The following is a 19625-nucleotide window of genomic DNA, read 5'->3' as shown; positions in this document are numbered from 1 at the left end:
GGGCGACGTCTCCGAGGACGTTGCGGCTGCCAGCATCGCGCTTGCCGTCGGCGGCGAGGGCATCCATGTCGAGCGCGCCTTCACCGGCCGTGCCAACCTGTTCGCCGCGCGGCCCGGCGTGCTGGTGATCGACCGTGCCGCGGTCGACCGCATCAACAATGTCGACGAGGCCATCACCTTTGCGACGCTCACCGCTTTCAAGCCGGTGGTCGAGGGCGAGATGGTCGGCACCGTCAAGATCATCCCGTTCGGCGTCGAGGGGAACTTGCGCGATGCCGCGGTGAAGGCCGCGGGCAAGGACGTCCTCAAGATCGCGCCCTACGTGATCAAGCGCGTCGGCGTCGTCTCGACGCTGCTCCCTGGCCTGTCGTCCAAGGTGATCGACAAGACACTGCGCGTCACCGCCGAACGCCTCGCGCCGGCCGGCGCCGGGATCATCGCCGAGCGGCGGGTCCAGCACGACGAGCGGGCACTGTCGGTCGCGATCAAGGAGTTGCTCGCGCTCGGCGCCGAGCTCGTCATCGTGTTCGGGGCGTCCGCGATCGCCGACCGCCGTGACGTCATTCCGGCGGCCGTCACCGGGATCGGCGGCGAGATCGAGCATTTCGGCATGCCGGTCGATCCGGGCAATCTGCTCTTGATCGCGCGCGCCGGTGGCGTGCCGGTGCTGGGCGCGCCGGGCTGCGCCCGTTCGCCGGTCGAGAACGGGTTTGACTGGGTCCTGATGCGGCTGCTCGCCGGCATCAAGGTGACGCGCTCCGAGCTGATGGGCATGGGCGTCGGCGGCCTCTTGATGGAGATCGTGACGCGGCCGCAGCCGCGCGCGCAGCCGGAGACCGAGGGCAACAGCCAGGTCGCGGCCATCGTGCTCGCGGCGGGACGCTCGACGCGCATGGGCGGGCCGAACAAGCTGCTCGTCGAGCTCGACGGCAAGAAGCTGGTGCGAATCGCGGCCGAGCAGGCGCTCGCTTCGAAAGCCTCCGAGGTGATCGTCGTCACCGGTCATCAGACCGAGCTGGTCGAGCAGGCGCTGCAGGGCTTGAAGGTGAAATTCGTCAGGAATCCGGATTTCGCCGGTGGCATCGCGAGTTCGGTCAAATCAGGCATCGCCGCCGTGCCCGAGACCTGCGATGGCGCCCTGGTTTGCCTCGGCGACATGCCGCTGATCGATGCCGGCCTGATCGACCGCCTGATCGACAGTTTTGCGCCGGATCGCGGCAACCTGATCGTCGTGCCCGTGAGCGAGGGCCGCCGCGGCAACCCCGTGCTGTGGTCGCGCCGTTTCTTCAAGGAGCTGATGGCCCTCGACGGCGACGTCGGCGCGCGGCATCTGATCACCAAGCACAGCGAGGCGGTCGCCGAAGTGCCGGTCGACGGTGAGAGCGCCTTCCTCGACATCGACACGCCGCAGGCGCTGGAAGCGGCGAAGCGGGGCTGATCCACCCTGCAAAGTCGCTAAAGGCCGCCGACCGTCTTGAGAACCAGCTTTGGAGCGGGTCCCGAAAGGTCGTGGACAAGGGTTGCCGACATGGCATCGCTTTCGCAGATGAAAGCGTTGCTGAGAGCATAGGTTTGGCCGGACAGCGTGAAGGCCAGCTTGATGCCGCCGCAGATGCGGTCTGTGTCGTTTTGCTGCGAAGGGCGGACTTCCCGGAAGAGGTCGTGGAGATTCGTTCCGACCATCAGCGGTACTTTCTCGCAGACATCGCAGCCGCTTGGAAGTTGCTTGGTCAGTTCAGCGACGTCATTGGGGGCGCTGAGAAACGTCTCGGAGAGCAGGATCGTCGGTGAAAGCCTGAACAGGCGTGTCTGCAGCAGGCGGATGTCCGGTGCGAGCTTGAGCTCCTTGGTCCGTTTGATGTGCTCGCCAATTCGTTGGACGAGAGCCCGATCCTGAATTTCCTCGAGTCTGATTTCGTTGACGGCGTCCTCCGGAGCCAGGACGGCGATCATGGACGCACCCTTCGGCGGCTGAGTTGCGACCTGCAGCCGTGTGCTTGTCGCAATGCCGTTGTGGAATTCCTCGTTCTTGTTCGAGAACCTTTCCTTCGGCTGGGCCGCGCTCTTCCAGCCCCTGGCGATCAAGGTCACCGGCGCTTTCCCTGGGATAGTTCCGTAGACGCAGATGGAGGATCGTCCCCGACTCGGACAGGCGTAAGCGTCGCGAAAGAGCCCGCTTTGTTGGTCGGCGAAGCAGACATTCGTCGCCGACAAGATGGCGAGTATGACGAGTGACAAGAACTTCATCACGATCAGGCTTCTCCTCCCGAGGCCACAGCGATGAGCCTACTTGGGCTCCGGCAATGATGCCAGAGGGGCCGGACATGTGACGTCTTCGGGCGCATCCCGTTGTTGACAGGATCGCCGCAGCGGGAGGGGCAGGTCAACCGGCTTCGTCCGTCGGACGATGTCGGCGGACAAATCGCTGACCCACCCGAACCGGATCGCGCGGCTCGCCTACTTCTTGGTGTTCGACAGCTTTTCGCTAGCGGCCTTCAGGTCGACGCCGCTCTTCGTCAGCGGGGCCTTGTCGCCGCTCGAGAACGTGAAGGTGTCGGCGCCCGCGCTGATGCCGTTCCATGCGACGGCCTCGCCGAGGGACAGATACCACAGTCCCTGGAAGCCCGATGAGTTATTGAGCTGTCCCGTCCAGACCGTGGTCGAGCCACAGCCCAGGAAATTCACCGAGAAGCTGATCGCGGTGCCGGTGCTGCCGTAGGCCAGCCAGCCCGTCACGCCCTGCGGCTTGCCCTCATCGCAACTGCTCGCCGCATTGTTGGTGTAGGTCCCCGCGATCGCGCCCGTGTTCTGGTTGAAGCTGGCGATCGCCAGCGTCGAGCCGTACTGGTTGGTCCAGGTCCAGTTCACCGACTGCGCATGCGCAGGCAGGGGCCCGATCAGATAGGCCGCCGCAATGATTCCGAACAGCGTTGTATTGATTGGGCGCATGATCGTCTCCTCTCACTCTCTGTTCGACCCGCCACGACCTTAAATAACGCGATTGTAAATTACAACTATAGAGTGTATAACCCGGGCATCACCATTCCGGCATGGCTTTTCAACCACTCGTTCACCAAGTGGAAACGACCGCCGCTTAGAGTCGCCGCCACCTGCCTTGGGGGTGAGGGGTTTTTCCATGGCTTCGAATGTCGTCGCGCGCCGTTGCGCGATGTTTTTCTTTGCGCTGTCCGTCTGTGTCGCGGGCGCCCGCCACATCACGGATGCGCATGCCGCCGGCGCCTTTGCTGTCGGCAAGTGCGGCGCCTATGGCCAGGCCTTTGATTATGGTGCCGAGCACGAGGCCCGCGCCGCGGCGCAGAAACAGTGCAAGGGCGATTGCACGACCGTGACGATGAAGCGCGCCTGCGCGGCGATGTCGGTCGACCTCGCCAACCCCTGCGGCGCTTATGGTTATGCCGTCAAGCCGAAGATCTCGGCCTCGCTCAATGCGGCCACGCGCGAATGCTACAAATACGGCGGCAAGGAATGCGTGATCCGCGCCTGGGCCTGCGACGCGAAAGGCTGAATTCCTGTATTGTCATTCCGGGGCGCGCGGAAGCGCGAATCCGGCATCTCGAGATTCCGGGTTCCATGCTGCGCATCGCCCCGGAATGACAATCGAGGATACACATGCAATTCGATACCAAGATCGCCGTCGTGATCCGCACTGACCTTCAGGCCTGGCAGAAGCTTAACGTCGCGTCCTTTCTCACCAGCGGCATCGCGGCTGCATTTCCCGAATGCATCGGCGAGCCCTATGAGGATGCTTCAAGCACGAAATATCTCTCGCTGATTGGCCAGCCGATCCTGATCTACGGCGCCGACGGTCCGGCCTTGTCGCGGGCGCTCGATCGTGCCTTGACGCGTGGCGTCAAGCCGGCGGTCTATACCGAGGACATGTTCAAGACCACGCATGACGCCGCCAATCGTGAGGCAGTGAGGGCGGTGGCGCGCACCGATCTCAACCTCGTCGGTCTCGCGATGCGTGCCGAGCGCAAGGTGATCGACAAGATCGTCGATGGACTGAAGTTCCACAGCTGACACATCGTCATCGCAACGTCATGAAGCCGTCTGCGATGGATAAAGTTGCGTTGTTTGACTCCAATCAAGTGCGCACCGCGCGGCATCGCTAGTCTGCACCAAACGTTGCAATGGAGCAGACAGATGCCGACGATGAAAGCCGCAGTCGTCAAACAATTCGGCAAGCCTCTGGTGATCGAGGACGTGCCGGTGCCACAGCCCGGTCCCGGCGAGGTCCTGGTCAAGGTCAAGGCCTGTGGTGTCTGCCACACCGATCTGCACGCCGCCTCCGGCGACTGGCCGGTGAAGCCGGTTCCGCCCTTCATCCCCGGCCATGAAGCCGCCGGCATCGTCGCAGCTCTCGGACCCGGCGTGAAGAACCTCAAGGTCGGCGATGCCGTCGGCGTCGCCTGGCTGCACGATGCCTGCATGTCGTGCGAATATTGCGAGACCGGCTGGGAGACGCTGTGCGAGCACCAGCACAACACCGGCTACAGCGTGAACGGCGGCTTCGCCGAATATGTCATCGCCTCGGCCGCCTTCGCCGCCAAGCTGCCGGCGACGATCGACTTTGCAGGCGTCGCCCCGATCCTCTGCGCGGGCGTCACCACTTACAAGGGCTTGAAGGAGACCGAGGCAAGGCCCGGCGAGTGGGTCGTGATCTCCGGTGTCGGTGGGCTCGGCCATGTCGCGGTCCAGTACGCCAAGGCGATGGGACTGAAGGTCATTGCGGTCGATATCGCCGAGGACAAGCTCAAGCTCGCACGAGAGACTGGCGCCGATCTCGCGGTGAACGCTCTCGCCGCCGATGCGGTGGACAAGGTGCAGGCGGCAACCGGAGGCGGAGCCCATGGCGTGCTGGTGACCGCGGTGTCGACACCGGCATTCGCCCAGGCGCTGAAGATGGTGCGGCGCAAGGGCACCGTCAGCCTCGTCGGCCTGCCGCCGGGTGAGTTCCCGACGCCGATCTTCGACGTCGTGCTCAAGCGCATCACCGTGCGCGGCTCCATCGTCGGCACCCGCCGCGACCTGGATGAGGCCATCGCATTCGCCGCCGACGGCAAGGTCAAGGCCGAGGTGACCAAGGTGCCGCTCACCGAGATCAACAACGTGTTCGAGAGCATGAAGGCCGGCAAGATCGAGGGCCGCATGGTGCTCGATTTTGGCTAAAGCGTTTTCGAGCGAAGTGGATACCTCACCCCGGCGGCATCCCTGCGAATTTCGGCAAGTCCGGGTCGAGATGATCCCAGCCATGCCCGCGTGCTCCGTAGGTCACCGCCTGCGGCGTGTAGCGGGCGGGCTCGTCGAGGCTGGCGGCGCGGATGGTGAAGACGTCCGGCTGTGCCGCGAAGGTCATGTAGACCGGCAGGCCGCACTGCGGACAGAAGCCGCGCGTCTTCACGTTACCGCTGTCGCCGACCATGTCCCAATGCTTCGCCTCGCCACTCAGCGTGACGCCGGCGCGCGCGAAGGTCGCGTAGGAGCCGTGGCCGCTGCCGCTTTCACGCTGGCAGTCCCGGCACTGGCAGTGATTGCTGAACAGGGGCTCGCCGAGAATCGAATAGCGGATCGCGCCGCAGGCGCAGCCGCCGGTATAGGGCTTGTCCATCGCGATAACTCCTTATTCGCCACTGATCTCGTCGAGCTGGCGAACGACCTTCTTCCAGCCGCCGCTCATCACCGTGTAGGCCGACTCGTTTCGCGGCAGGACGAAGCCGGCATGAACGAGGCGGATTCGGGTGCCGGCCTCGACCGGGGTGAGGGACCACGTCACGACGGTGTCGAGCGGCGCGCCGTAGCCGGTGTTGCGCGCGTCGCCACCCTTCCAGGCGTAAACGAGGCGCCTGAAAGCCACGACCTCGAGAACCCGGCAATGGATGACGCCGTCCCAGTTGCCGCCCGGTTTGGTCTGGAACGTGAAGGCGGTGCCTTCGACGGCCTCGAAGCCGGTCGGCTGCATCAGCCAGCGCGCGATCAGCTGCGCGCTGGTCAGTGCCTTCCAGATCGTCTCGGCCGTGTGAGGGAAGACCTCGTCGATGACGATGTCTTTTGTCTCGGCTTGCAACGCGGCTGCACTCACGGATCGATCTCCTTCAAGAGGTCACGCAGGTTCTGGAAACGCTCGCGCCAGAAGACGCCGTAATGATCCATCCAGGTCACCAGCGGCTCGAGCCCGTGCGGCGCAGCGCGGTAGTAGACGTTGCGGCCCTCGGCGCGCTCGGCGACGAGGCCGGCCTGTTTCAGCGACTTCAGGTGCTGCGAGATCGCGCCCTGGGTCACGCCGCTGCCGCGCGTCAGCTCGGCGACGCTGATCTCCTTGCTCTCGAACACACGCTCGAACACGGCGCGCCGCGTCGGATCGGCGAGGGCGCGCATCACGGTGGTGACGGGATTGGGAACGGCTTCGATCATGGCAATTCAATTAGCAACGGCTAATGCATTAGTCAATACTAATTTGGCAGATGATTGCGTCCGTAGAGCTGACTTGACTATGACTGACTAGTCAGTCATATTTTCAGGATGACAAAGAAGCCGACCATGCCCGCCACGCCGCCCGCAGTTCGCGCAAACGTCAGCGTGGCGGCGCCCGCGAGCAGCGAAGAGGCGCCGACCTCGAGCCGCGCCACACGCGCGGCGGAGCGGCGGGCGGCGATCGTGGACGCCGCGATGGAGGAATTCATCGCGCGTGGCTTTGCCGCGACCAGACTCGACGACATCGCCAAGCGCGCGGGCGTAGCGAAGGGCACGATCTACCTGCACTTCAAGGACAAGGAATCAATGTTCGAGGAGCTGGTGCGCATCGTCATCGTGCCTGTGGTGGCGCGGCTGACGACGCTGCCGCCGCCGGCAGGCTCGGTGCGCGATTTGATCGAGGCGTTCGCCGGGAACTTCCTGAGGGAGGTGATCGGCACGAGGCGCGGCGATCTCGTTCGCCTGATCGTGGCGGAGGGCCCGCGTTTTCCCTCGGTTGCCGACTTCTACTACCGTGAGGTCGTCTCGCGCGGGATCGCCGCGATGCGCGCGCTGATCGAGCTCGGCATCGCCCGCGGCGAGATCCGGGACAAGGATCTCGCGCGCTATCCGCAGATCCTGGTTGCGCCCGCGATGATCGCGGTGATCTGGCAGAGCCTTTTTGCACGGCATGCGCCGCTCGACGCGCAGGACATGCTGCGCGTTCATCTTGATTTGATTTTTGGCGAACGGAGGACGACATGAGGTCGTCGCGGGCATTTTCTGCATTTGCATTGGCGCTCGTGCTCGCAACCGGCCTTGCCGCTTGCAAGGAGAAGCGCGATCCCGGCTTCCAGGGCTGGGTCGAGGCCGACATGATCTATGTCAGCCCCGATGAAGCGGGTCGGGTGACGAAGCTCAACGTGCGCGAGGGCGACGAGGTCAGGGTCGGCGATCAGCTCTATTCCGTCGACGACGACCTCCAACTCGCCGATCTCAACCAGAACAAGGCGACGCTGGCGAATGCGCAGCAGACCTATGACCGTGCGGCTTCGCTGAACAAGACCGGCTCGGGCACGCAGGCCAATCTCGACTCGGCCGTCTCCGCCTTGCGCGTAGCCGAAGCACGGGTGGCGACGTCGGAGACACGGATGGCGCGGCGCAAGGGTTTTGCGCCGGTCGCCGGTACCATCCAGCAGATCTATTTCCGCGAGGGCGAGATGGTGGCGGCGCAGCGGCCGGTGCTCTCTATCATGCCGCCCGGCAACATGAAGCTGCGCTTCTTCGTGCCGGAGACCGAGCTGCCGAAGCTTGCGATCGGCGACACGGTGCGGATCGCCTGTGACAATTGCGCCGCCGATCTCACCGCGAAGATCTATTTCATCGCGACCTCGGCGGAATACACCCCGCCTGTCATCTACAGCCTCGAGGAGCGCAACAAGCTGGTCTACCTGGTTCAGGCGCGGCCCTCGCGCCCCGACGCTCTTCGCGTGGGGCAGCCGATCGACGTCTACCTCAATCCCAAGACACCCGTGGCGGACAAGCGATGAACGGCGGCAACGGCATCGCGATCGACGTCAAGGGCCTGACCAAGTCGTTCGGCGGCCGCGAGGTCGTGCACGATCTGTCGATGCAGGTGAAGCGCGGCTCGATCTACGGCTTCCTCGGGCCCAACGGCTCGGGCAAGACCACTACCATCCGGATCCTCTGCGGCCTGCTCACGCCCGACAGCGGCGAGGGCACCTGCCTCGGCTACGACATCCGGCGCGACGCCGAGAAGATCAAGCGTCAGGTCGGCTACATGACGCAGCGCTTCAGCCTGTACCAGGACCTGTCGGTGCGGGAGAATCTCGAATTCGTCGCGCGGCTCTATGGTCTCGCTGACGCGCGCGGCGCGGCACGCGACATGATCAAGCGGCTCGGGCTCTCGGGGCGCGAGGAGCAGCTCGCGGGCGAGCTCTCCGGCGGCTGGAAGCAGCGGCTGGCGCTGGGTGCCTGCACGCTGCCAAGTCCAAAGCTGCTGCTGCTGGACGAACCGACGGCGGGCGTCGATCCCAAGGCGCGCCGCGACTTCTGGAACGAGATCCATGCGCTCGCCGCCGACGGTCTCACCGTGCTGGTCTCAACCCATTACATGGACGAAGCCGAGCGCTGTCACGAGATCGCCTACATCGCCTACGGTCATCTTCTCGCGCACGGCACCGTGGAGGAGGTGATCGCGAAGTCGGCGCTCACGACCTACACCGTCACCGGCGAGGACCTGAACGGGCTCCCGGGCGCGCTCACCGGCAAGCCGGGCGTGGACATGGTGGCGCCGTTCGGGACCTCGCTGCACGTTTCGGGGCGCGACGTCGCAGCGCTCGAAGCCAGCATCGCGCCGTGGCGCGAGAAAAGCACGCTGCACTGGCAGAAGTCGGCGCCATCGCTCGAGGACGTCTTCATCGAGCTGATGAGCCGCTCCACGGACAATTTCCAATGAGCGCCGTCGATCATCCCACGCCACTGCATGAAATCCGCGAGCGCTTCGGCTTCCTGCGGCGCTCCTATGCGATGCTGATCAAGGAGTTCATCCAGCTGAGGCGCGACCGCGTCTCGTTCGCGATGATCGTGATGCTGCCGGTGATGCAGCTCCTGCTGTTCGGCTACGCCATCAACACCACGCCGCACCGTCTTCCGAGCGCCGTGCTGCTGCAGGAGGATTCCGATCTCGCCCGCTCGATCCTGAAGGCGCTGGAGAACACCGCCTATTTCCGTTTCCTCTACGAGGTGCACGACGTCGACGATTTCGACAATCTGCTGAAGTCGGGCAAGGTGCTGTTCGGCGTCGAGATCCCGCGCGGCTTCGAGCGGGCAGTGCGGCGCGGCGACAGGCCGGCACTGCTGGTTGCGGCCGACGCCACCGATCCGGTTGCGGCGAGCTCAGCGATCGGTTCGCTCGGCATGGTCGTGCAGACCGCGCTCAAGCACGACCTCTATATCGGCGATCCCCCGGAGATGCCGTTCGAGATCCGCGCGCATGCCCGCTACAACCCGGCGGCAGCTTCGAGCCTCAACATCGTGCCGGGCCTCGTCGGCACCATCCTCACCATGACCATGCTGATCTTCACCGCGCTCTCGGTCACGCGTGAGGTCGAGCGCGGCACCATGGAGAGCTTGCTGTCCATGCCGATCAAGCCGGTCGAGGTGATGTTCGGCAAGATCATCCCTTACGTGTTGGTCGGCTTCGTCCAGGCCTTCCTCATCATCAGCATCGGCGTGTTCCTGTTCGGCGTGCCCGTGCTCGGCAATCTGTTCCTGCTGGCGCTGCTCTCGACGCTGTTCATCACCACCAATCTGTCGATCGGCTACACCATCTCGACGCTGGTGCAGAACCAGCTCCAGGCGATGCAGATGTCGATGATGTTCTTCCTGCCCAGCATTCTGCTCTCCGGCTTCATGTTCCCGTTCGCGGGGATGCCGGCCTGGGCGCAATTTGTCGGCGAGGCCCTGCCGCTGACGCACTACCTGCGCATCGTCCGCGCCATCATGCTGAAGGGCGCGACCATGCAGAACCTGCGCTTCGACGCGCTGGCGCTGGCTGCCCTGATGCTGATCGCCATGACCATCGCCGTGACGCGCTTCCGCCGCACGCTGGATTGAGGCACAATATCCCTTGAACGTCATTCCGGGACACGCGAAGCGTGGACTATGGTACGCAACTGCGTACCAGAGAATCTCGAGATTCCAGGTTCGATGCTGTCGCGTCGCCCCGGAATGACCTTGGGGGAGTTATGGTCCGGTTTGCGAGCAGGAAAGCGCGGCAGCATGCCGCCCTGTCCGAGGATTTCGAACGCGAGCTGACGCGTGAGGTGCTGCGCACCGAGCTGTTGCGGGTGAGGGCACTGATCATGACGGGCTGCGTCATGATGCTGTTCCTCACTGCGATCTACCTGGTCGATCCCGCCGTCGTGGACCGGGTTTGGCGCGGCACCGGGGGGCTCGCCGAGGTCTACGGACTGCTCGTCGGCTTCATCCTGTTCGAGGTCTGGGTCCACACCCAGATCAGGAAGAACCTCAAGCTTGATCGCGACCTGCCTGTTGTCAGGCGCTATATCGGCGCGCTGATCGAGACGTCAATGCCCACGGTGATCCTGATCCTGCAAATCCGGACCATGGGCGCGGCCCAGGCGCTGGGCTTTGCGGTGCCGTTGATCTATTTCATCTTCGTCATCCTCTCGACCCTGCGGCTCGATTTCTATCTCTCCACCTTCACCGGGTTCGTTGCCGCCGCCCAGCTGTTCGCCGTCGCGTCGATCTATGATTCATCGAGCTTCGGCGAGCCGCAGACCTATTTCCACGCCGTGCGCAGCACCATCATCCTGATTTGCGGCGTGCTCGCCGGCTCCGTCGGCGCGCAGCTCCGTCGCCAGTTTGCCGCGAGCATCGCAGCCGCCACCGCGCGCGATCGCGTGACCAACCTGTTCGGCCAGCATGTGTCCCCGCAAGTGGTGGAGCGGCTGATGACGACAGGAACCACTGCGGGCGGGGACGTCCGCCGCGTCGCGGTGATGTTCGTCGATTTCCGCGGCTTCACCGCCGGGGCGCAGTCGCGCACCCCGCAGGAGGTGGTCGACCGGCTCGACGGCGCTTTCGCTGTGCTGGTCGATATCCTCGACCGCCAGGGCGGCATCGTGAACAAGTTTTTGGGCGACGGCTTTCTCGCGCTGTTCGGTGCGCCGCTGGAGGCGTCCGATGCCGCGCACCGCGCGGTCGCCGCGGGCCGCGAGATGCTGACCGCGATGGACCGCATCAACGCAGGGACGAGCTGGCCGCTGCGGATCGGCATCGGCATCCATTTCGGCGAGGTCGTCGCCGGCAATATCGGCTCGCCCCGGCGCAAGGAATACACGGTGATCGGCGACACCGTGAACTTCGCCTCGCGCCTGGAGGCGCTGAACAAGGAGTTCGGCTCGCAGCTCCTGATCTCCGCATCCGTGCGCGAAGCGCTCGGCGATGACGGTAATGATGCCGTCGCGCTCGGAGAGGTCGAGGTCCGCGGCTATGAGCGGCCGGTCACGGTGTTTCAACTCGGGTAGCGCGCTTTCAAATCTGACTCGCGATTGGTTGAAGCGGATCGCGGTCCGTTGAAGCCGCGTGATGAAATATCCTTGCTAGCTTTCGGGTCCTGCACTGTGGAGGCCGTAACGTCCCGGCTTTCGTTTGCGACATGGAGAATGCCAATGACCCGATCGACCCTTGTTGCGGCCGCCTTGATTGCCGCTGCCGTCACCCAGGCCGAGGCCGCATCCGCGCGCCACGCAGCCCCGCTGCGCGCCACCGCGACCCCGGTTACGGCCGACTATTGCGTCAGGGCCCCGGCGGAAGGCGCGTATGCTTCTGCGCCCTACGCGCAGCCGCCGTGCCTGCCGAACACGGGGTATTCGTACCCGTACGCCTACGCCTACTGAGAAGCGCGACAGACGATGCCGGGCTGGCGCGGTCTGCCAGCCCGGCGCCGCAAACATCGAAGGCGGGATTTGTCGGAGGAGGTATTTTAGTAGCGCTTGACTTCGCTCCTCATCTAGTCATCTATATGACTATATGAATTCAGCCCCGCTCGACGACCGCCTGCCACGCTACCAGCGCCTGCGCGACGATCTCGCCGCGCGGATCAACCGCAATGAATGGCGGCCGGGCGAGCCGATCCCGTCGGAGGCCGAGCTTGGTGCGCATTATGGCGTTGCCATCGGCACCGTGCGCAAGGCAATCGATCAGCTCGTCAGCGACAACGTGCTGGAGCGGCAGCAGGGCCGCGGCACCTTCGTGCGCCGCGCGCGCTTCAATTCCTCGCTGTTCCGCTTCTTCCGCTTCCAGTCCGAGAGCGGCGAGCGGCGCGTGCCCAAGAGCCGCATCATCCGCCGCAGAAGCGTGCCGGCGACATCGGCGGTCGCATCCGCGCTGCGCATTCCCGTCGGCGAACCCGTGATCAGCCTGTCGCGCCTGCGCCTGATCGACGATGTGCCGCTGCTCGCCGAGGAGATCTGGCTGCAGCAGTCGCGCTTCGCGCCCATTCTCGACATCGACACCGCCGAGTTCGGCGACCTGCTGTACCCGCTCTACGAGGAGCGCTGCGGCGAGGTCGTCGTGTCGGCCGAGGAAATCTTGACCGTCGAGACCGCCAACGAGATGCAGGCGCGGCTGCTCAGGCTGGAAGCCCATGCGCCGCTGATCGTGATCGAGCGCCTCGCGCTCGACCTCGAGCGCCGACCGATCGAATGGCGCAGGTCGCGCGGGCCCGCCGATCGCTTCCGCTATCACGCCGAGATCCGGTGAAGCCGCTCTTCAACGACACCAAGCAATAACGAGTACAGGGGTAGGAAGCATGTCGAATTGGTACAGCGAAAGCTCGCCGCTGGAGCGGCGCACGTTTTGGGCAAGCTTTGGCGGCTGGGCGCTGGATGCGCTCGACGTTCAGATGTTCGGCCTCGCCATCCCCGCGCTGATCGCGGCGTTCGGCATCAGCAAGGCCGATGCCGGCCTGCTCGGTTCGATCACGCTGTTCTTCGGAGCGTTCGGCGGCTGGTTTGGCGGTGCGCTCGGCGATCGCTTCGGCCGTGTCAAGGCGCTGCAGATCACGGTGGCCACTTTTGCGCTGGCGACCTTCGCCTGCGCCTTCGCGATGACCTACAACCAGCTCCTGGTCCTGAAGGCGATCCAGGGCCTCGGCTTCGGCGCCGAATGGGCCTGCGGCGCGGTGCTGATGGCCGAGATCATCCGGCCCGAGCATCGCGGCAAGGCGCTCGGCTCGGTGCAGAGCGCCTGGGCCGTGGGCTGGGGCGCAGCCGTGCTGCTCTCGGCGCTGGTCTTCACCTATGCGCCGGCCGACATCGCCTGGCGGCTGTTGTTCGGGCTCGGGCTGTTGCCCGCGCTGCTCATCATCTTCATCCGCCGCGGATTGAAGGAGCCGCCGCGCGCCGTCTCAGCCGAGAAGACGCCGTTTTTCGCCACGCTCGCCGGCATCTTCCATCGCGACGTACTGCGTTCGACCCTGATCGGCGGCCTGTTCGGCATCGGCGCCCATGGTGGCTATGCCGCGCTCACCACCTTCCTGCCGACCTATTTGCGCGAAGTGCGGCACCTGTCGGTGCTGGGCTCGAGCGGCTATCTCGCCGTCATCATCGTCGCGTTCTTCTGCGGCTGCGTGACGAGCGGTATCTTCAGCGATCGCATCGGGCGCCGGGCCAACGTCGCCTTCTTCGCCACGGCCTGCATCATCACGGTTCTGATCTACATCTTCGCGCCGCTGACCAACGGCCAGATGCTGGTGCTCGGCTTTCCGCTCGGTTTCTTCTCCGCCGGGATCCCGGCCAGCATGGCGGCACTGTTCAGCGAGCTCTATCCGGCCGGCGTGCGCGGCACCGGTGTCGGCTTCTGCTACAATTTCGGTCGCATCGTCTCCGCCGCATTCCCGTTCATGGTTGGCTTCCTCAGCGATCACATCGGGCTTGGACCTGCGATCGGCATCGACGCCGCCTTCGCCTATTCGCTGGTGCTGATCGCGGTGCTGCTGCTGCCGGAGACACGCGGCAAGGTGTTCGAACAGACCGCGGCGACGCGCGCCTGAGTCGGGATGGGGAGAAGCCACCATGACATTTGTCTCGCGCGGCCCCACGCGCCGCCAGTTTGGCGCGGGTTTGGCGTCGCTCGTCACAGTGGCCGCGACCACAGCCAGGAGTGAGGCGGCCTTGCCGACCATCGATACCCATGCCCATGTCTTCCACCGCGGTCTCAAGCTCGCACCTGGCAGGCGCTATGCGCCCGACTATGATGCGCCGCTGGCGCTCTATCTGGAGCAGCTCGATCGGAGCGGCATGACCCACGGCGTGCTGGTGCAGCCGAGCTTTCTCGGCACCGACAATTCCTACCTGGTCGAGTGCCTGAAACAGGCGAACGGGCGCCTGCGCGGCATCGCCGTGGTCGATCCCGCCGCATCTGCGGACGAACTGCGCGCACTCGACCGCGCCGGCGTCGCCGGCATTCGCCTCAATCTCGTCGGCCAGCCCTTGCCCGATCTCGCGACCGGCGAATGGAAGGCGCTGCTCGGACACGTGAGGGCGATGGGCTGGCAGGTCGAGATCCAGCGCAACGCGGCTGATCTTGCCGCGCTTGCGCCGCAGCTACTCGATCACGGCGTCGCCCTCGTGCTCGATCACTACACGCTGCCCGATCCGAAGCTCGGAATCGCCGATCCCGGTTTCCAGTCGGTGCTGAAGCTGGGGGCGACGAAAAGCGTCTGGGTCAAGATCTCCGCGCCTTATCGCAACGGCGCGGCCGGCGATGAGTTTGCTAGGCAGGCCTATCCGTTGCTACGCAACGCCTACGGCCTCGATCGCCTGCTATGGGGCAGCGACTGGCCGCACACGCAGTTCGAGGCGACGCAGACTTATGCGAAGAACCGGGAATTTCTCGATGCGCTGATCGCCGACAAGGGCGAGCGCGCGCAAGTGCTCGCGTCGCCACGTCAGCTCTTTCGCTTCTAAAATCTCTTTCCGCCATTGCTCCGATTGCTCCGAATTTTGGGGCATGACGGGTGATGATTTCGGCCTGTAGACTGCCGCGCGATGCGGCCAGTTGCGGCCGCCATTTGCATGGGAAGTGACGATGCAGCGCCGCTACATCACCGTCGACGTGTTCACCGACCGCGCCTTCGGCGGCAACCAGCTCGCCGTGGTGCTGGACGCCGACGGGCTGACGACGCAGCAGATGCAGGCGATCGCTACCGAGTTCAACTATTCCGAGACCACCTTCGTGCTGCCGCCGCGGGACAAGGCCAATGACGCGGAGGTCCGCATCTTCACGCCGGTGCAGGAGATCGCCTTTGCCGGCCATCCCAATGTCGGTACCGCCTTCGTGCTTGCCTCGTTGGCGAAGGAGCCGAAGCCACGCCTGCTGTTCGAGGAGAAGGCGGGGCTCGTTCCGGTCGAGATCGTGAGAGAGAAGGGCCGGGTGATGAGGACCGAGCTCACCGCGCCGCAGCCGCTCGCGCGGTATGCGCCGCTGTCTCCTGCCGAAGCGGCGAGCTGCATTTCGCTTGGCGCAGATGACATCAAGACTGACCATCACGCACCGCATGTCGTGACAGTCGGGAACGCCTTTTTGGTCATAGAGCTGCATTCGCGCGAGGCGCTCAAGCGGGCCCGGCCGGATGCTGCGGCCTTCGGCAAGACATTGCCGCGCGACGGCGCCCGCTCGGTCTGGTTCTATACGCGCGATGTACCCGCGTCGGAGGCGCTCTGCGAGCGGCAGGCGCGGATGTTCATGCGCGGCGCCAGCGGCCTCGTCGAGGATCCCGCCACCGGCAGCGCGACGGTTGCCGCAGCCGCACTGTTCGCCGATCTCGATCCCACGCGCGACGGCGAATTGAAGCTCACGGTCGGCCAGGGTTTTGACATGGGCCGGCCGAGCATCCTCCTGACACGCGTGCGCAAGCAGGACGGCAAGATCGTCTCCGCCCATGTCGGCGGCAGCTGCGTGCAGATGATGGAAGGGTCGTTCAAGCTGGCGGGAGAGGGCTAAACTCTCTCAGCTCGTCATTCCGGGGCCGCGCGCAGCACGAGCCCGGAATCCATCGGGCAGCAGAGACGGTTGAAGAATGGATTCCGGGCTCGTGCTGCGCGCGCCCCGGAATGATGAGGAGGGCTACACCTGCCGCCCCGCCAGATTCTTCACCACAACCCCATCGCGCTCCTCGATGATCTCCGCGATCATCTGGCGGTGGCAGTGGGTATGGTCGCGCTCGTAGCAGAGCAGGCAGACGGGGCCGGCCTTCTTCACCAGCGCCGAGAGCTCGCCCATCTCTTCCTTCGCCTGCGGCGTCTTCAGGTGCTTTGAATAGATCTTCTCCAGAGCGTCGTATTGGCCGCTGCGGGCGGCGAGGCGCCCCTCCTTGGGCGTGCCGAGGGCGGCGAGATGGACATAGGCGATGCCGCGCTCGTCGAGGCCTGCGGACAGCTGTTTCTTTGAAAAGCCCGGCCGGCGCGACGACGTCACCGCGCGAACGTCCACCACGAGCTTGACGCCGGCCTCTTCCAGCTCGTCGAGCACCGCCTTGGGCGGCGTCTGCTCATAACCGATGGTGAAGAGCTTCCTCGCCTTTGCCATGAAGCATCCTCTAGCTCACCCGCGCGATCAGTTCCATGGCGCCGTGCGGTGCGCGCACCTTGCCCTCGTGGATGACATAGGCAAACACGTCGCGCGGCTCCTTCTTCGGCTTTGCCTTGTCAACCTTCGGCAGGTCGTCGGGTTCACCGCCCGAGGCCCAATCCTTGAAGCGCTCGGCCCAGGCATCGAGCTGCTTCGGCGGATAGCAGGTCTTGATCTCGTCATTGCCCTTCTGCAGCCGTGCATAGACGAAATCGCCGGCGACGTCGGCAATGGCAGGATATTTTCCGTGCTCGGCGAATACCACCGGCGTCTCGAAATCGCGGATCAGCGCCACGAAATCCGGCGTGCAGAAGCTGTCGTGGCGGACCTCGACGACGTGGCGTAGCGCGCGCCCGTCGAGCTTGCGCGGCAGCAGCTCCAAGAACTTGCCGAAATCTGCGCCGTCGAACTTCTTGGTCGGCGCGAACTGCCACAACACGGGACCGAGATGGTCACCGAGTTCCAAGACGCCGGAATCGTAGAACCGCTTGATGGAATCGCCGGCCTCGGCCAGCACGCGGCGATTGGTGGCAAAGCGCGGTCCCTTCACCGAGAACACGAAGCCTTCCGGCACCTCGCTCGCCCATTTGCGGAAGCTCTCCGGCTTCTGCGAGCCGTAATAGGTGCCGTTGATCTCGATCGAGGTCAGCTTCGAGGCCGCATAAGACAGCTCTTTCGCCTGCGTCAGCTTCTCCGGATAGAACACGCCGCGCCAGGGCTCGAAGGTCCAGCCGCCGATGCCGATGAAGATGTTGCCGGATTTTTTGGACACGGTTTTTGCTTTGGCCACGGAGGGGATCTCGCATCGACGTGGAGGGGAGGCCTGCATTCTAGTCAAACCGGTTGTGATTGGCCAGTTGCCGCGTCCCGACTAAGCTCGCGAAGATCGTCTGCGCAGAAGGAGAACAAGATGCGGATGCTGATGGTGGGAACGGCGCTCATGATGATGACATCTGCTGCCATGACGTTCGGTGCCATGACGTCCAGTGCAATGGCGGACGATGACGACGACAGGAACGCGCAGAAGCTCGCCATGCAGGGCCGCGACGATTACTGGCATTGCCTGGCGCGGGAATATTCGCGCGAGAGCAATCAGGGCCTGTCGGAGCAGGATTTCGGCCGCTCGGTTGCGGGCGCCTGTCCTTCGGAGCGTCAATATTATCGGGTGGCCTTGCTGGACTATCTCGCCGCGCAATATCCGAACATCGACGCGGGCGCCCATCTCGCGACCGCGAACAGGGCGGTGGAGTCGGCGCAGAAGGACATCGTGACGGCCTTCGTCAAGCACAGGCCGCCGCAGAAGTAGCTCGATCGACCGTCTTGGTGCTGTGCCCCTTCCGGCTGCGCGTTCATCCGTGGTATCACTCGCCTCATCTGGAACAGGGATGAGTTTCCATGTCGTCTGAGTCGGTGGGTGGCATTCTGGGCGCGATCGTCGCGGCGGTCGTGCTCGCGGTCGCCGTCGTCTTCGGGCCGATCGGCCAGTACGGCAAGCCCCCCAAGCCGGCCAAGGTCGAAGCGGCCCCGGCTGCGGCACCCGCAGCCCCCGCCGCGCCCGTGCCGCGGGGCCCGGTCATCAAGGAAGTCCCGAACTAGTCGCGAAAAGGGGCTTTTGCCCCTTGAAAAGCGGTTTTGCCGTCCCCATCTTGGTGCCAACGGCGACGTTGAGCGAAATACTCCGGCGCTGGGACGACCTTGGAATAGCTTGGGCCTGCGCCGGATGTACGCGCGGTCCGCCGTTCCGGGGTCGTTGGCATTTTGGGGCCTGTTTTGGCCCGTTTTCCATCAAAACCCCGGCTTGGCAGCGCAGGACGCGGCGGATATACGCTGCCGTCATGAATGAAGCGATCAGACCGGGCTCCGACCATCCGCTGCAGGCCCAAGAGGGGCCGGAACTGTCGGTCATCGTCCCGACCTTCAACGAGCGCGACAACGTCACGGTGCTGTACCGGCGGCTGGAGGCGACGCTCGTCAACGTCGCCTGGGAGGTCGTGTTCGTCGACGATAATTCGCCCGACGGCACCTGGGACGTCGTGCGCGCGCTGGCGCAGCGCGACAGTCGCGTGCGCTGCGTCCGCCGCATCGGCCGCCGCGGCCTGTCGGGCGCCTGCATCGAGGGCATCCTGGCCTCCAGCGCGCCCTATGTCGCGGTGATCGACGCCGATCTCCAGCACGACGAGACGCAGCTGCCGAAGATGCTGCTGCTGCTCGCCAGCGACCAGGCCGAGCTCGTGGTCGGCAGCCGCTATATCGAGGGCTACAAGAGCGAAGGCTTCAACAAGCAGCGCGCCGGCGCCAGCGCGCTGGCGACCGAGGTCGCCAGGAAGATGCTGCGGGTCGAGATCGCCGATCCCATGAGCGGTTTCTTCATGATGCGCCGCGACCGGTTCGAACAGCTCGCGCCGAAGCTGTCGGTGCACGGCTTCAAGATCCTGCTCGACGTGGTCGCGACCGCGCATGGCAGCCTGCGGGCTGTCGAGATTCCCTACACCTTCGGCGCCCGCCAGCACGGCGAGAGCAAGCTCGATTCCATGGTCGCGCTCGACTTCCTGGGCCTGGTGCTGGCCAAGCTGACCAACGACATCGTCTCGCTGCGCTTCATCCTGTTCGCGATGGTCGGCGGCATCGGCCTCGTGGTGCATCTCACCACGCTGTTCATCGGCCTCCAGCTGTTCAAGGCGCCGTTCGCCGAGGCGCAGGCCGCCGGCGCCATCGTCGCCATGACCAGCAATTTCATCCTCAACAACTTCTTGACCTATCGCGACCAGCGGCTGAAGGGCTTTGCGCTGGTGCGCGGCCTGATCGCCTTCTACATCGTGTGCAGCGTCGGCCTGCTCGCCAATGTCGGCGTCGCCTTCTCGGTTTACGACCAGGAGCCGATCTGGTGGCTGGCCGGCATGGCCGGCGCACTGATGGGCGTGGTGTGGAACTACGCGATGTCCGGACTGTTCGTCTGGCGCAAGAAATAGTGC

General features: G+C 64.8%; 24 protein-coding genes. 17 read left to right on the top strand and 7 right to left on the bottom strand.

Annotation, left to right across the window (positions count from 1 at the left end; translation table 11 throughout):
* Nucleotides 1–1438 (top strand): NTP transferase domain-containing protein (locus A5906_RS38840; protein ID WP_080140345.1); only part of this gene is annotated, 1438 nt, incomplete at its 5' end.
* Nucleotides 1439–1455: 17 nt separating this feature from the next.
* On the opposite strand, the gene A5906_RS38835 is transcribed toward A5906_RS38840, so the two are convergent.
* Complete coding sequence (locus A5906_RS38835) at nucleotides 1456–2250, bottom strand: hypothetical protein (protein ID WP_136615801.1); 795 nt, start codon at nucleotides 2248–2250, stop codon at nucleotides 1456–1458.
* A 207-nt stretch (nucleotides 2251–2457) separates the two neighbouring features.
* Complete coding sequence (locus A5906_RS38830; protein WP_080140343.1) at nucleotides 2458–2949, bottom strand: avidin/streptavidin family protein; 492 nt, start codon at nucleotides 2947–2949, stop codon at nucleotides 2458–2460.
* A gap of 187 nt (nucleotides 2950–3136) precedes the next feature.
* Here A5906_RS38830 and A5906_RS38825 point away from each other — a divergent pair, with 187 nt between their 5' ends.
* The 3 genes from A5906_RS38825 to adhP all read left to right on the top strand — a co-directional run bounded on the left by A5906_RS38825 (nucleotide 3137) and on the right by adhP (nucleotide 5190).
* Complete coding sequence (locus A5906_RS38825; RefSeq protein ID WP_080140342.1) at nucleotides 3137–3526, top strand: DUF4189 domain-containing protein; 390 nt, start codon at nucleotides 3137–3139, stop codon at nucleotides 3524–3526.
* A gap of 104 nt (nucleotides 3527–3630) precedes the next feature.
* Complete coding sequence (locus A5906_RS38820; protein ID WP_080140341.1) at nucleotides 3631–4041, top strand: DUF2000 family protein; 411 nt, start codon at nucleotides 3631–3633, stop codon at nucleotides 4039–4041.
* A gap of 123 nt (nucleotides 4042–4164) precedes the next feature.
* Nucleotides 4165–5190, top strand: a complete 1026-nt coding sequence (gene adhP / locus A5906_RS38815) for an alcohol dehydrogenase AdhP (protein ID WP_080140340.1) — start codon at nucleotides 4165–4167, stop codon at nucleotides 5188–5190.
* A gap of 25 nt (nucleotides 5191–5215) precedes the next feature.
* Here adhP and A5906_RS38810 read toward each other — a convergent pair whose 3' ends face one another.
* Genes A5906_RS38810 through A5906_RS38800 form a run of 3 tightly spaced genes read right to left on the bottom strand, consistent with a single transcriptional unit; the run spans nucleotide 5216 to nucleotide 6432 of the window.
* Complete coding sequence (locus A5906_RS38810) at nucleotides 5216–5629, bottom strand: GFA family protein (RefSeq protein ID WP_080140339.1); 414 nt, start codon at nucleotides 5627–5629, stop codon at nucleotides 5216–5218.
* A 12-nt stretch (nucleotides 5630–5641) separates the two neighbouring features.
* Entirely contained in the window at nucleotides 5642–6100 is a 459-nt protein-coding gene (locus A5906_RS38805) for an SRPBCC family protein (RefSeq protein ID WP_080140338.1), read from the bottom strand.
* Nucleotides 6097–6432: an ArsR/SmtB family transcription factor gene (locus A5906_RS38800; protein WP_080140337.1), complete on the bottom strand. Its 336-nt coding sequence runs from the start codon at nucleotides 6430–6432 to the stop codon at nucleotides 6097–6099. The genes A5906_RS38805 and A5906_RS38800 overlap by 4 nt, the downstream gene beginning before the upstream one ends.
* 108 nt (nucleotides 6433–6540) lie before the next feature.
* Between A5906_RS38800 and A5906_RS38795 the strand changes: the two genes are divergently transcribed.
* The 10 genes from A5906_RS38795 (at nucleotide 6541) to A5906_RS38750 (ending at nucleotide 16026) form a co-directional block, all read left to right on the top strand.
* Nucleotides 6541–7236 (top strand): TetR/AcrR family transcriptional regulator, encoded by a 696-nt coding sequence (locus tag A5906_RS38795; protein WP_186465179.1) that lies wholly within the window; start codon nucleotides 6541–6543, stop codon nucleotides 7234–7236.
* Nucleotides 7233–8021: an HlyD family secretion protein gene (locus A5906_RS38790; protein ID WP_080140335.1), complete on the top strand. Its 789-nt coding sequence runs from the start codon at nucleotides 7233–7235 to the stop codon at nucleotides 8019–8021. The genes A5906_RS38795 and A5906_RS38790 overlap by 4 nt, the downstream gene beginning before the upstream one ends.
* Nucleotides 8018–8950 (top strand): ABC transporter ATP-binding protein, encoded by a 933-nt coding sequence (locus tag A5906_RS38785; protein ID WP_080140334.1) that lies wholly within the window; start codon nucleotides 8018–8020, stop codon nucleotides 8948–8950. Before A5906_RS38790 ends, A5906_RS38785 begins: the two co-directional genes overlap by 4 nt.
* A complete protein-coding gene (locus A5906_RS38780) occupies nucleotides 8947–10110 on the top strand; it encodes an ABC transporter permease (protein ID WP_080140333.1) in 1164 nt (387 codons plus the stop codon). The genes A5906_RS38785 and A5906_RS38780 overlap by 4 nt, the downstream gene beginning before the upstream one ends.
* A 131-nt stretch (nucleotides 10111–10241) precedes the next feature.
* Nucleotides 10242–11546, top strand: a complete 1305-nt coding sequence (locus A5906_RS38775; protein WP_080140332.1) for an adenylate/guanylate cyclase domain-containing protein — start codon at nucleotides 10242–10244, stop codon at nucleotides 11544–11546.
* Nucleotides 11547–11690: 144 nt separating this feature from the next.
* Entirely contained in the window at nucleotides 11691–11918 is a 228-nt protein-coding gene (locus tag A5906_RS38770; RefSeq protein WP_080140331.1) for a hypothetical protein, read from the top strand.
* 133 nt (nucleotides 11919–12051) lie between these two features.
* Nucleotides 12052–12783, top strand: a complete 732-nt coding sequence (locus A5906_RS38765; protein ID WP_080140330.1) for a GntR family transcriptional regulator — start codon at nucleotides 12052–12054, stop codon at nucleotides 12781–12783.
* A gap of 49 nt (nucleotides 12784–12832) precedes the next feature.
* Entirely contained in the window at nucleotides 12833–14074 is a 1242-nt protein-coding gene (locus tag A5906_RS38760; protein WP_080140329.1) for an MFS transporter, read from the top strand.
* Nucleotides 14075–14096: 22 nt separating this feature from the next.
* Nucleotides 14097–14990: an amidohydrolase family protein gene (locus tag A5906_RS38755; RefSeq protein WP_080140328.1), complete on the top strand. Its 894-nt coding sequence runs from the start codon at nucleotides 14097–14099 to the stop codon at nucleotides 14988–14990.
* A gap of 121 nt (nucleotides 14991–15111) precedes the next feature.
* On the top strand, nucleotides 15112–16026 hold the full coding sequence (locus tag A5906_RS38750) for a PhzF family phenazine biosynthesis protein (protein ID WP_080140327.1): 915 nt from the start codon (nucleotides 15112–15114) through the stop codon (nucleotides 16024–16026).
* A gap of 123 nt (nucleotides 16027–16149) precedes the next feature.
* Here the strand turns inward: A5906_RS38750 and A5906_RS38745 are convergent, their stop codons facing one another.
* Together A5906_RS38745 and A5906_RS38740 are read right to left on the bottom strand one after the other, a co-directional pair.
* The gene (locus A5906_RS38745) at nucleotides 16150–16611 is read right to left on the bottom strand and encodes a DUF488 domain-containing protein (RefSeq protein WP_080140326.1); all 462 of its coding nucleotides are present in this window, start codon (nucleotides 16609–16611) and stop codon (nucleotides 16150–16152) included.
* Between the two features lie 10 nt (nucleotides 16612–16621).
* Nucleotides 16622–17443, bottom strand: coding sequence for a DUF72 domain-containing protein (locus tag A5906_RS38740; protein WP_080140325.1), 822 nt, complete (start codon nucleotides 17441–17443; stop codon nucleotides 16622–16624).
* Nucleotides 17444–17563: 120 nt separating this feature from the next.
* Here A5906_RS38740 and A5906_RS38735 point away from each other — a divergent pair, with 120 nt between their 5' ends.
* The 3 genes from A5906_RS38735 (at nucleotide 17564) to A5906_RS38725 (ending at nucleotide 19622) form a co-directional block, all read left to right on the top strand.
* Nucleotides 17564–17959, top strand: a complete 396-nt coding sequence (locus A5906_RS38735) for a hypothetical protein (protein ID WP_080140324.1) — start codon at nucleotides 17564–17566, stop codon at nucleotides 17957–17959.
* A gap of 89 nt (nucleotides 17960–18048) precedes the next feature.
* Nucleotides 18049–18249 (top strand): hypothetical protein, encoded by a 201-nt coding sequence (locus tag A5906_RS38730; protein WP_080140323.1) that lies wholly within the window; start codon nucleotides 18049–18051, stop codon nucleotides 18247–18249.
* A gap of 239 nt (nucleotides 18250–18488) precedes the next feature.
* Nucleotides 18489–19622 carry a glycosyltransferase family 2 protein gene (locus tag A5906_RS38725; RefSeq protein ID WP_080140322.1) on the top strand — a complete coding sequence of 378 codons (1134 nt, stop codon included), beginning with the start codon at nucleotides 18489–18491 and terminating at the stop codon, nucleotides 19620–19622.
* Nucleotides 19623–19625 lie beyond the last annotated feature (3 nt).

The organism is Bradyrhizobium sacchari, from assembly GCF_002068095.1.
Taxonomy (GTDB): Bacteria; Pseudomonadota; Alphaproteobacteria; order Rhizobiales; family Xanthobacteraceae; genus Bradyrhizobium; species Bradyrhizobium sacchari.
Note: the sequence above shows the minus strand (reverse complement) of the source record. Positions and strands in the feature narration are given on the sequence as shown.

Bases quoted from the DNA above. Each gene is read 5' to 3' on its own strand.
- A5906_RS38750 (WP_080140327.1), top strand. From the start codon at position 15,112: ATGCAGCGCCGCTACATCACCGTCGACGTGTTCACCGACCGCGCCTTC.
- A5906_RS38755 (WP_080140328.1), top strand. From the start codon at position 14,097: ATGACATTTGTCTCGCGCGGCCCCACGCGCCGCCAGTTTGGCGCGGGT.
- A5906_RS38730 (WP_080140323.1), top strand. From the start codon at position 18,049: ATGTCGTCTGAGTCGGTGGGTGGCATTCTGGGCGCGATCGTCGCGGCG.
- A5906_RS38825 (WP_080140342.1), top strand. From the start codon at position 3,137: ATGGCTTCGAATGTCGTCGCGCGCCGTTGCGCGATGTTTTTCTTTGCG.
- A5906_RS38745 (WP_080140326.1), bottom strand. From the start codon at position 16,611: ATGGCAAAGGCGAGGAAGCTCTTCACCATCGGTTATGAGCAGACGCCG.
- A5906_RS38800 (WP_080140337.1), bottom strand. From the start codon at position 6,432: ATGATCGAAGCCGTTCCCAATCCCGTCACCACCGTGATGCGCGCCCTC.
- A5906_RS38820 (WP_080140341.1), top strand. From the start codon at position 3,631: ATGCAATTCGATACCAAGATCGCCGTCGTGATCCGCACTGACCTTCAG.
- A5906_RS38760 (WP_080140329.1), top strand. From the start codon at position 12,833: ATGTCGAATTGGTACAGCGAAAGCTCGCCGCTGGAGCGGCGCACGTTT.
- A5906_RS38790 (WP_080140335.1), top strand. From the start codon at position 7,233: ATGAGGTCGTCGCGGGCATTTTCTGCATTTGCATTGGCGCTCGTGCTC.
- A5906_RS38795 (WP_186465179.1), top strand. From the start codon at position 6,541: ATGACAAAGAAGCCGACCATGCCCGCCACGCCGCCCGCAGTTCGCGCA.
- A5906_RS38830 (WP_080140343.1), bottom strand. From the start codon at position 2,949: ATGCGCCCAATCAATACAACGCTGTTCGGAATCATTGCGGCGGCCTAT.
- A5906_RS38810 (WP_080140339.1), bottom strand. From the start codon at position 5,629: ATGGACAAGCCCTATACCGGCGGCTGCGCCTGCGGCGCGATCCGCTAT.
- A5906_RS38780 (WP_080140333.1), top strand. From the start codon at position 8,947: ATGAGCGCCGTCGATCATCCCACGCCACTGCATGAAATCCGCGAGCGC.
- A5906_RS38775 (WP_080140332.1), top strand. From the start codon at position 10,242: ATGGTCCGGTTTGCGAGCAGGAAAGCGCGGCAGCATGCCGCCCTGTCC.
- A5906_RS38765 (WP_080140330.1), top strand. From the start codon at position 12,052: ATGAATTCAGCCCCGCTCGACGACCGCCTGCCACGCTACCAGCGCCTG.
- A5906_RS38725 (WP_080140322.1), top strand. From the start codon at position 18,489: ATGAATGAAGCGATCAGACCGGGCTCCGACCATCCGCTGCAGGCCCAA.
- A5906_RS38785 (WP_080140334.1), top strand. From the start codon at position 8,018: ATGAACGGCGGCAACGGCATCGCGATCGACGTCAAGGGCCTGACCAAG.
- A5906_RS38770 (WP_080140331.1), top strand. From the start codon at position 11,691: ATGACCCGATCGACCCTTGTTGCGGCCGCCTTGATTGCCGCTGCCGTC.
- A5906_RS38735 (WP_080140324.1), top strand. From the start codon at position 17,564: ATGCGGATGCTGATGGTGGGAACGGCGCTCATGATGATGACATCTGCT.
- adhP (WP_080140340.1), top strand. From the start codon at position 4,165: ATGCCGACGATGAAAGCCGCAGTCGTCAAACAATTCGGCAAGCCTCTG.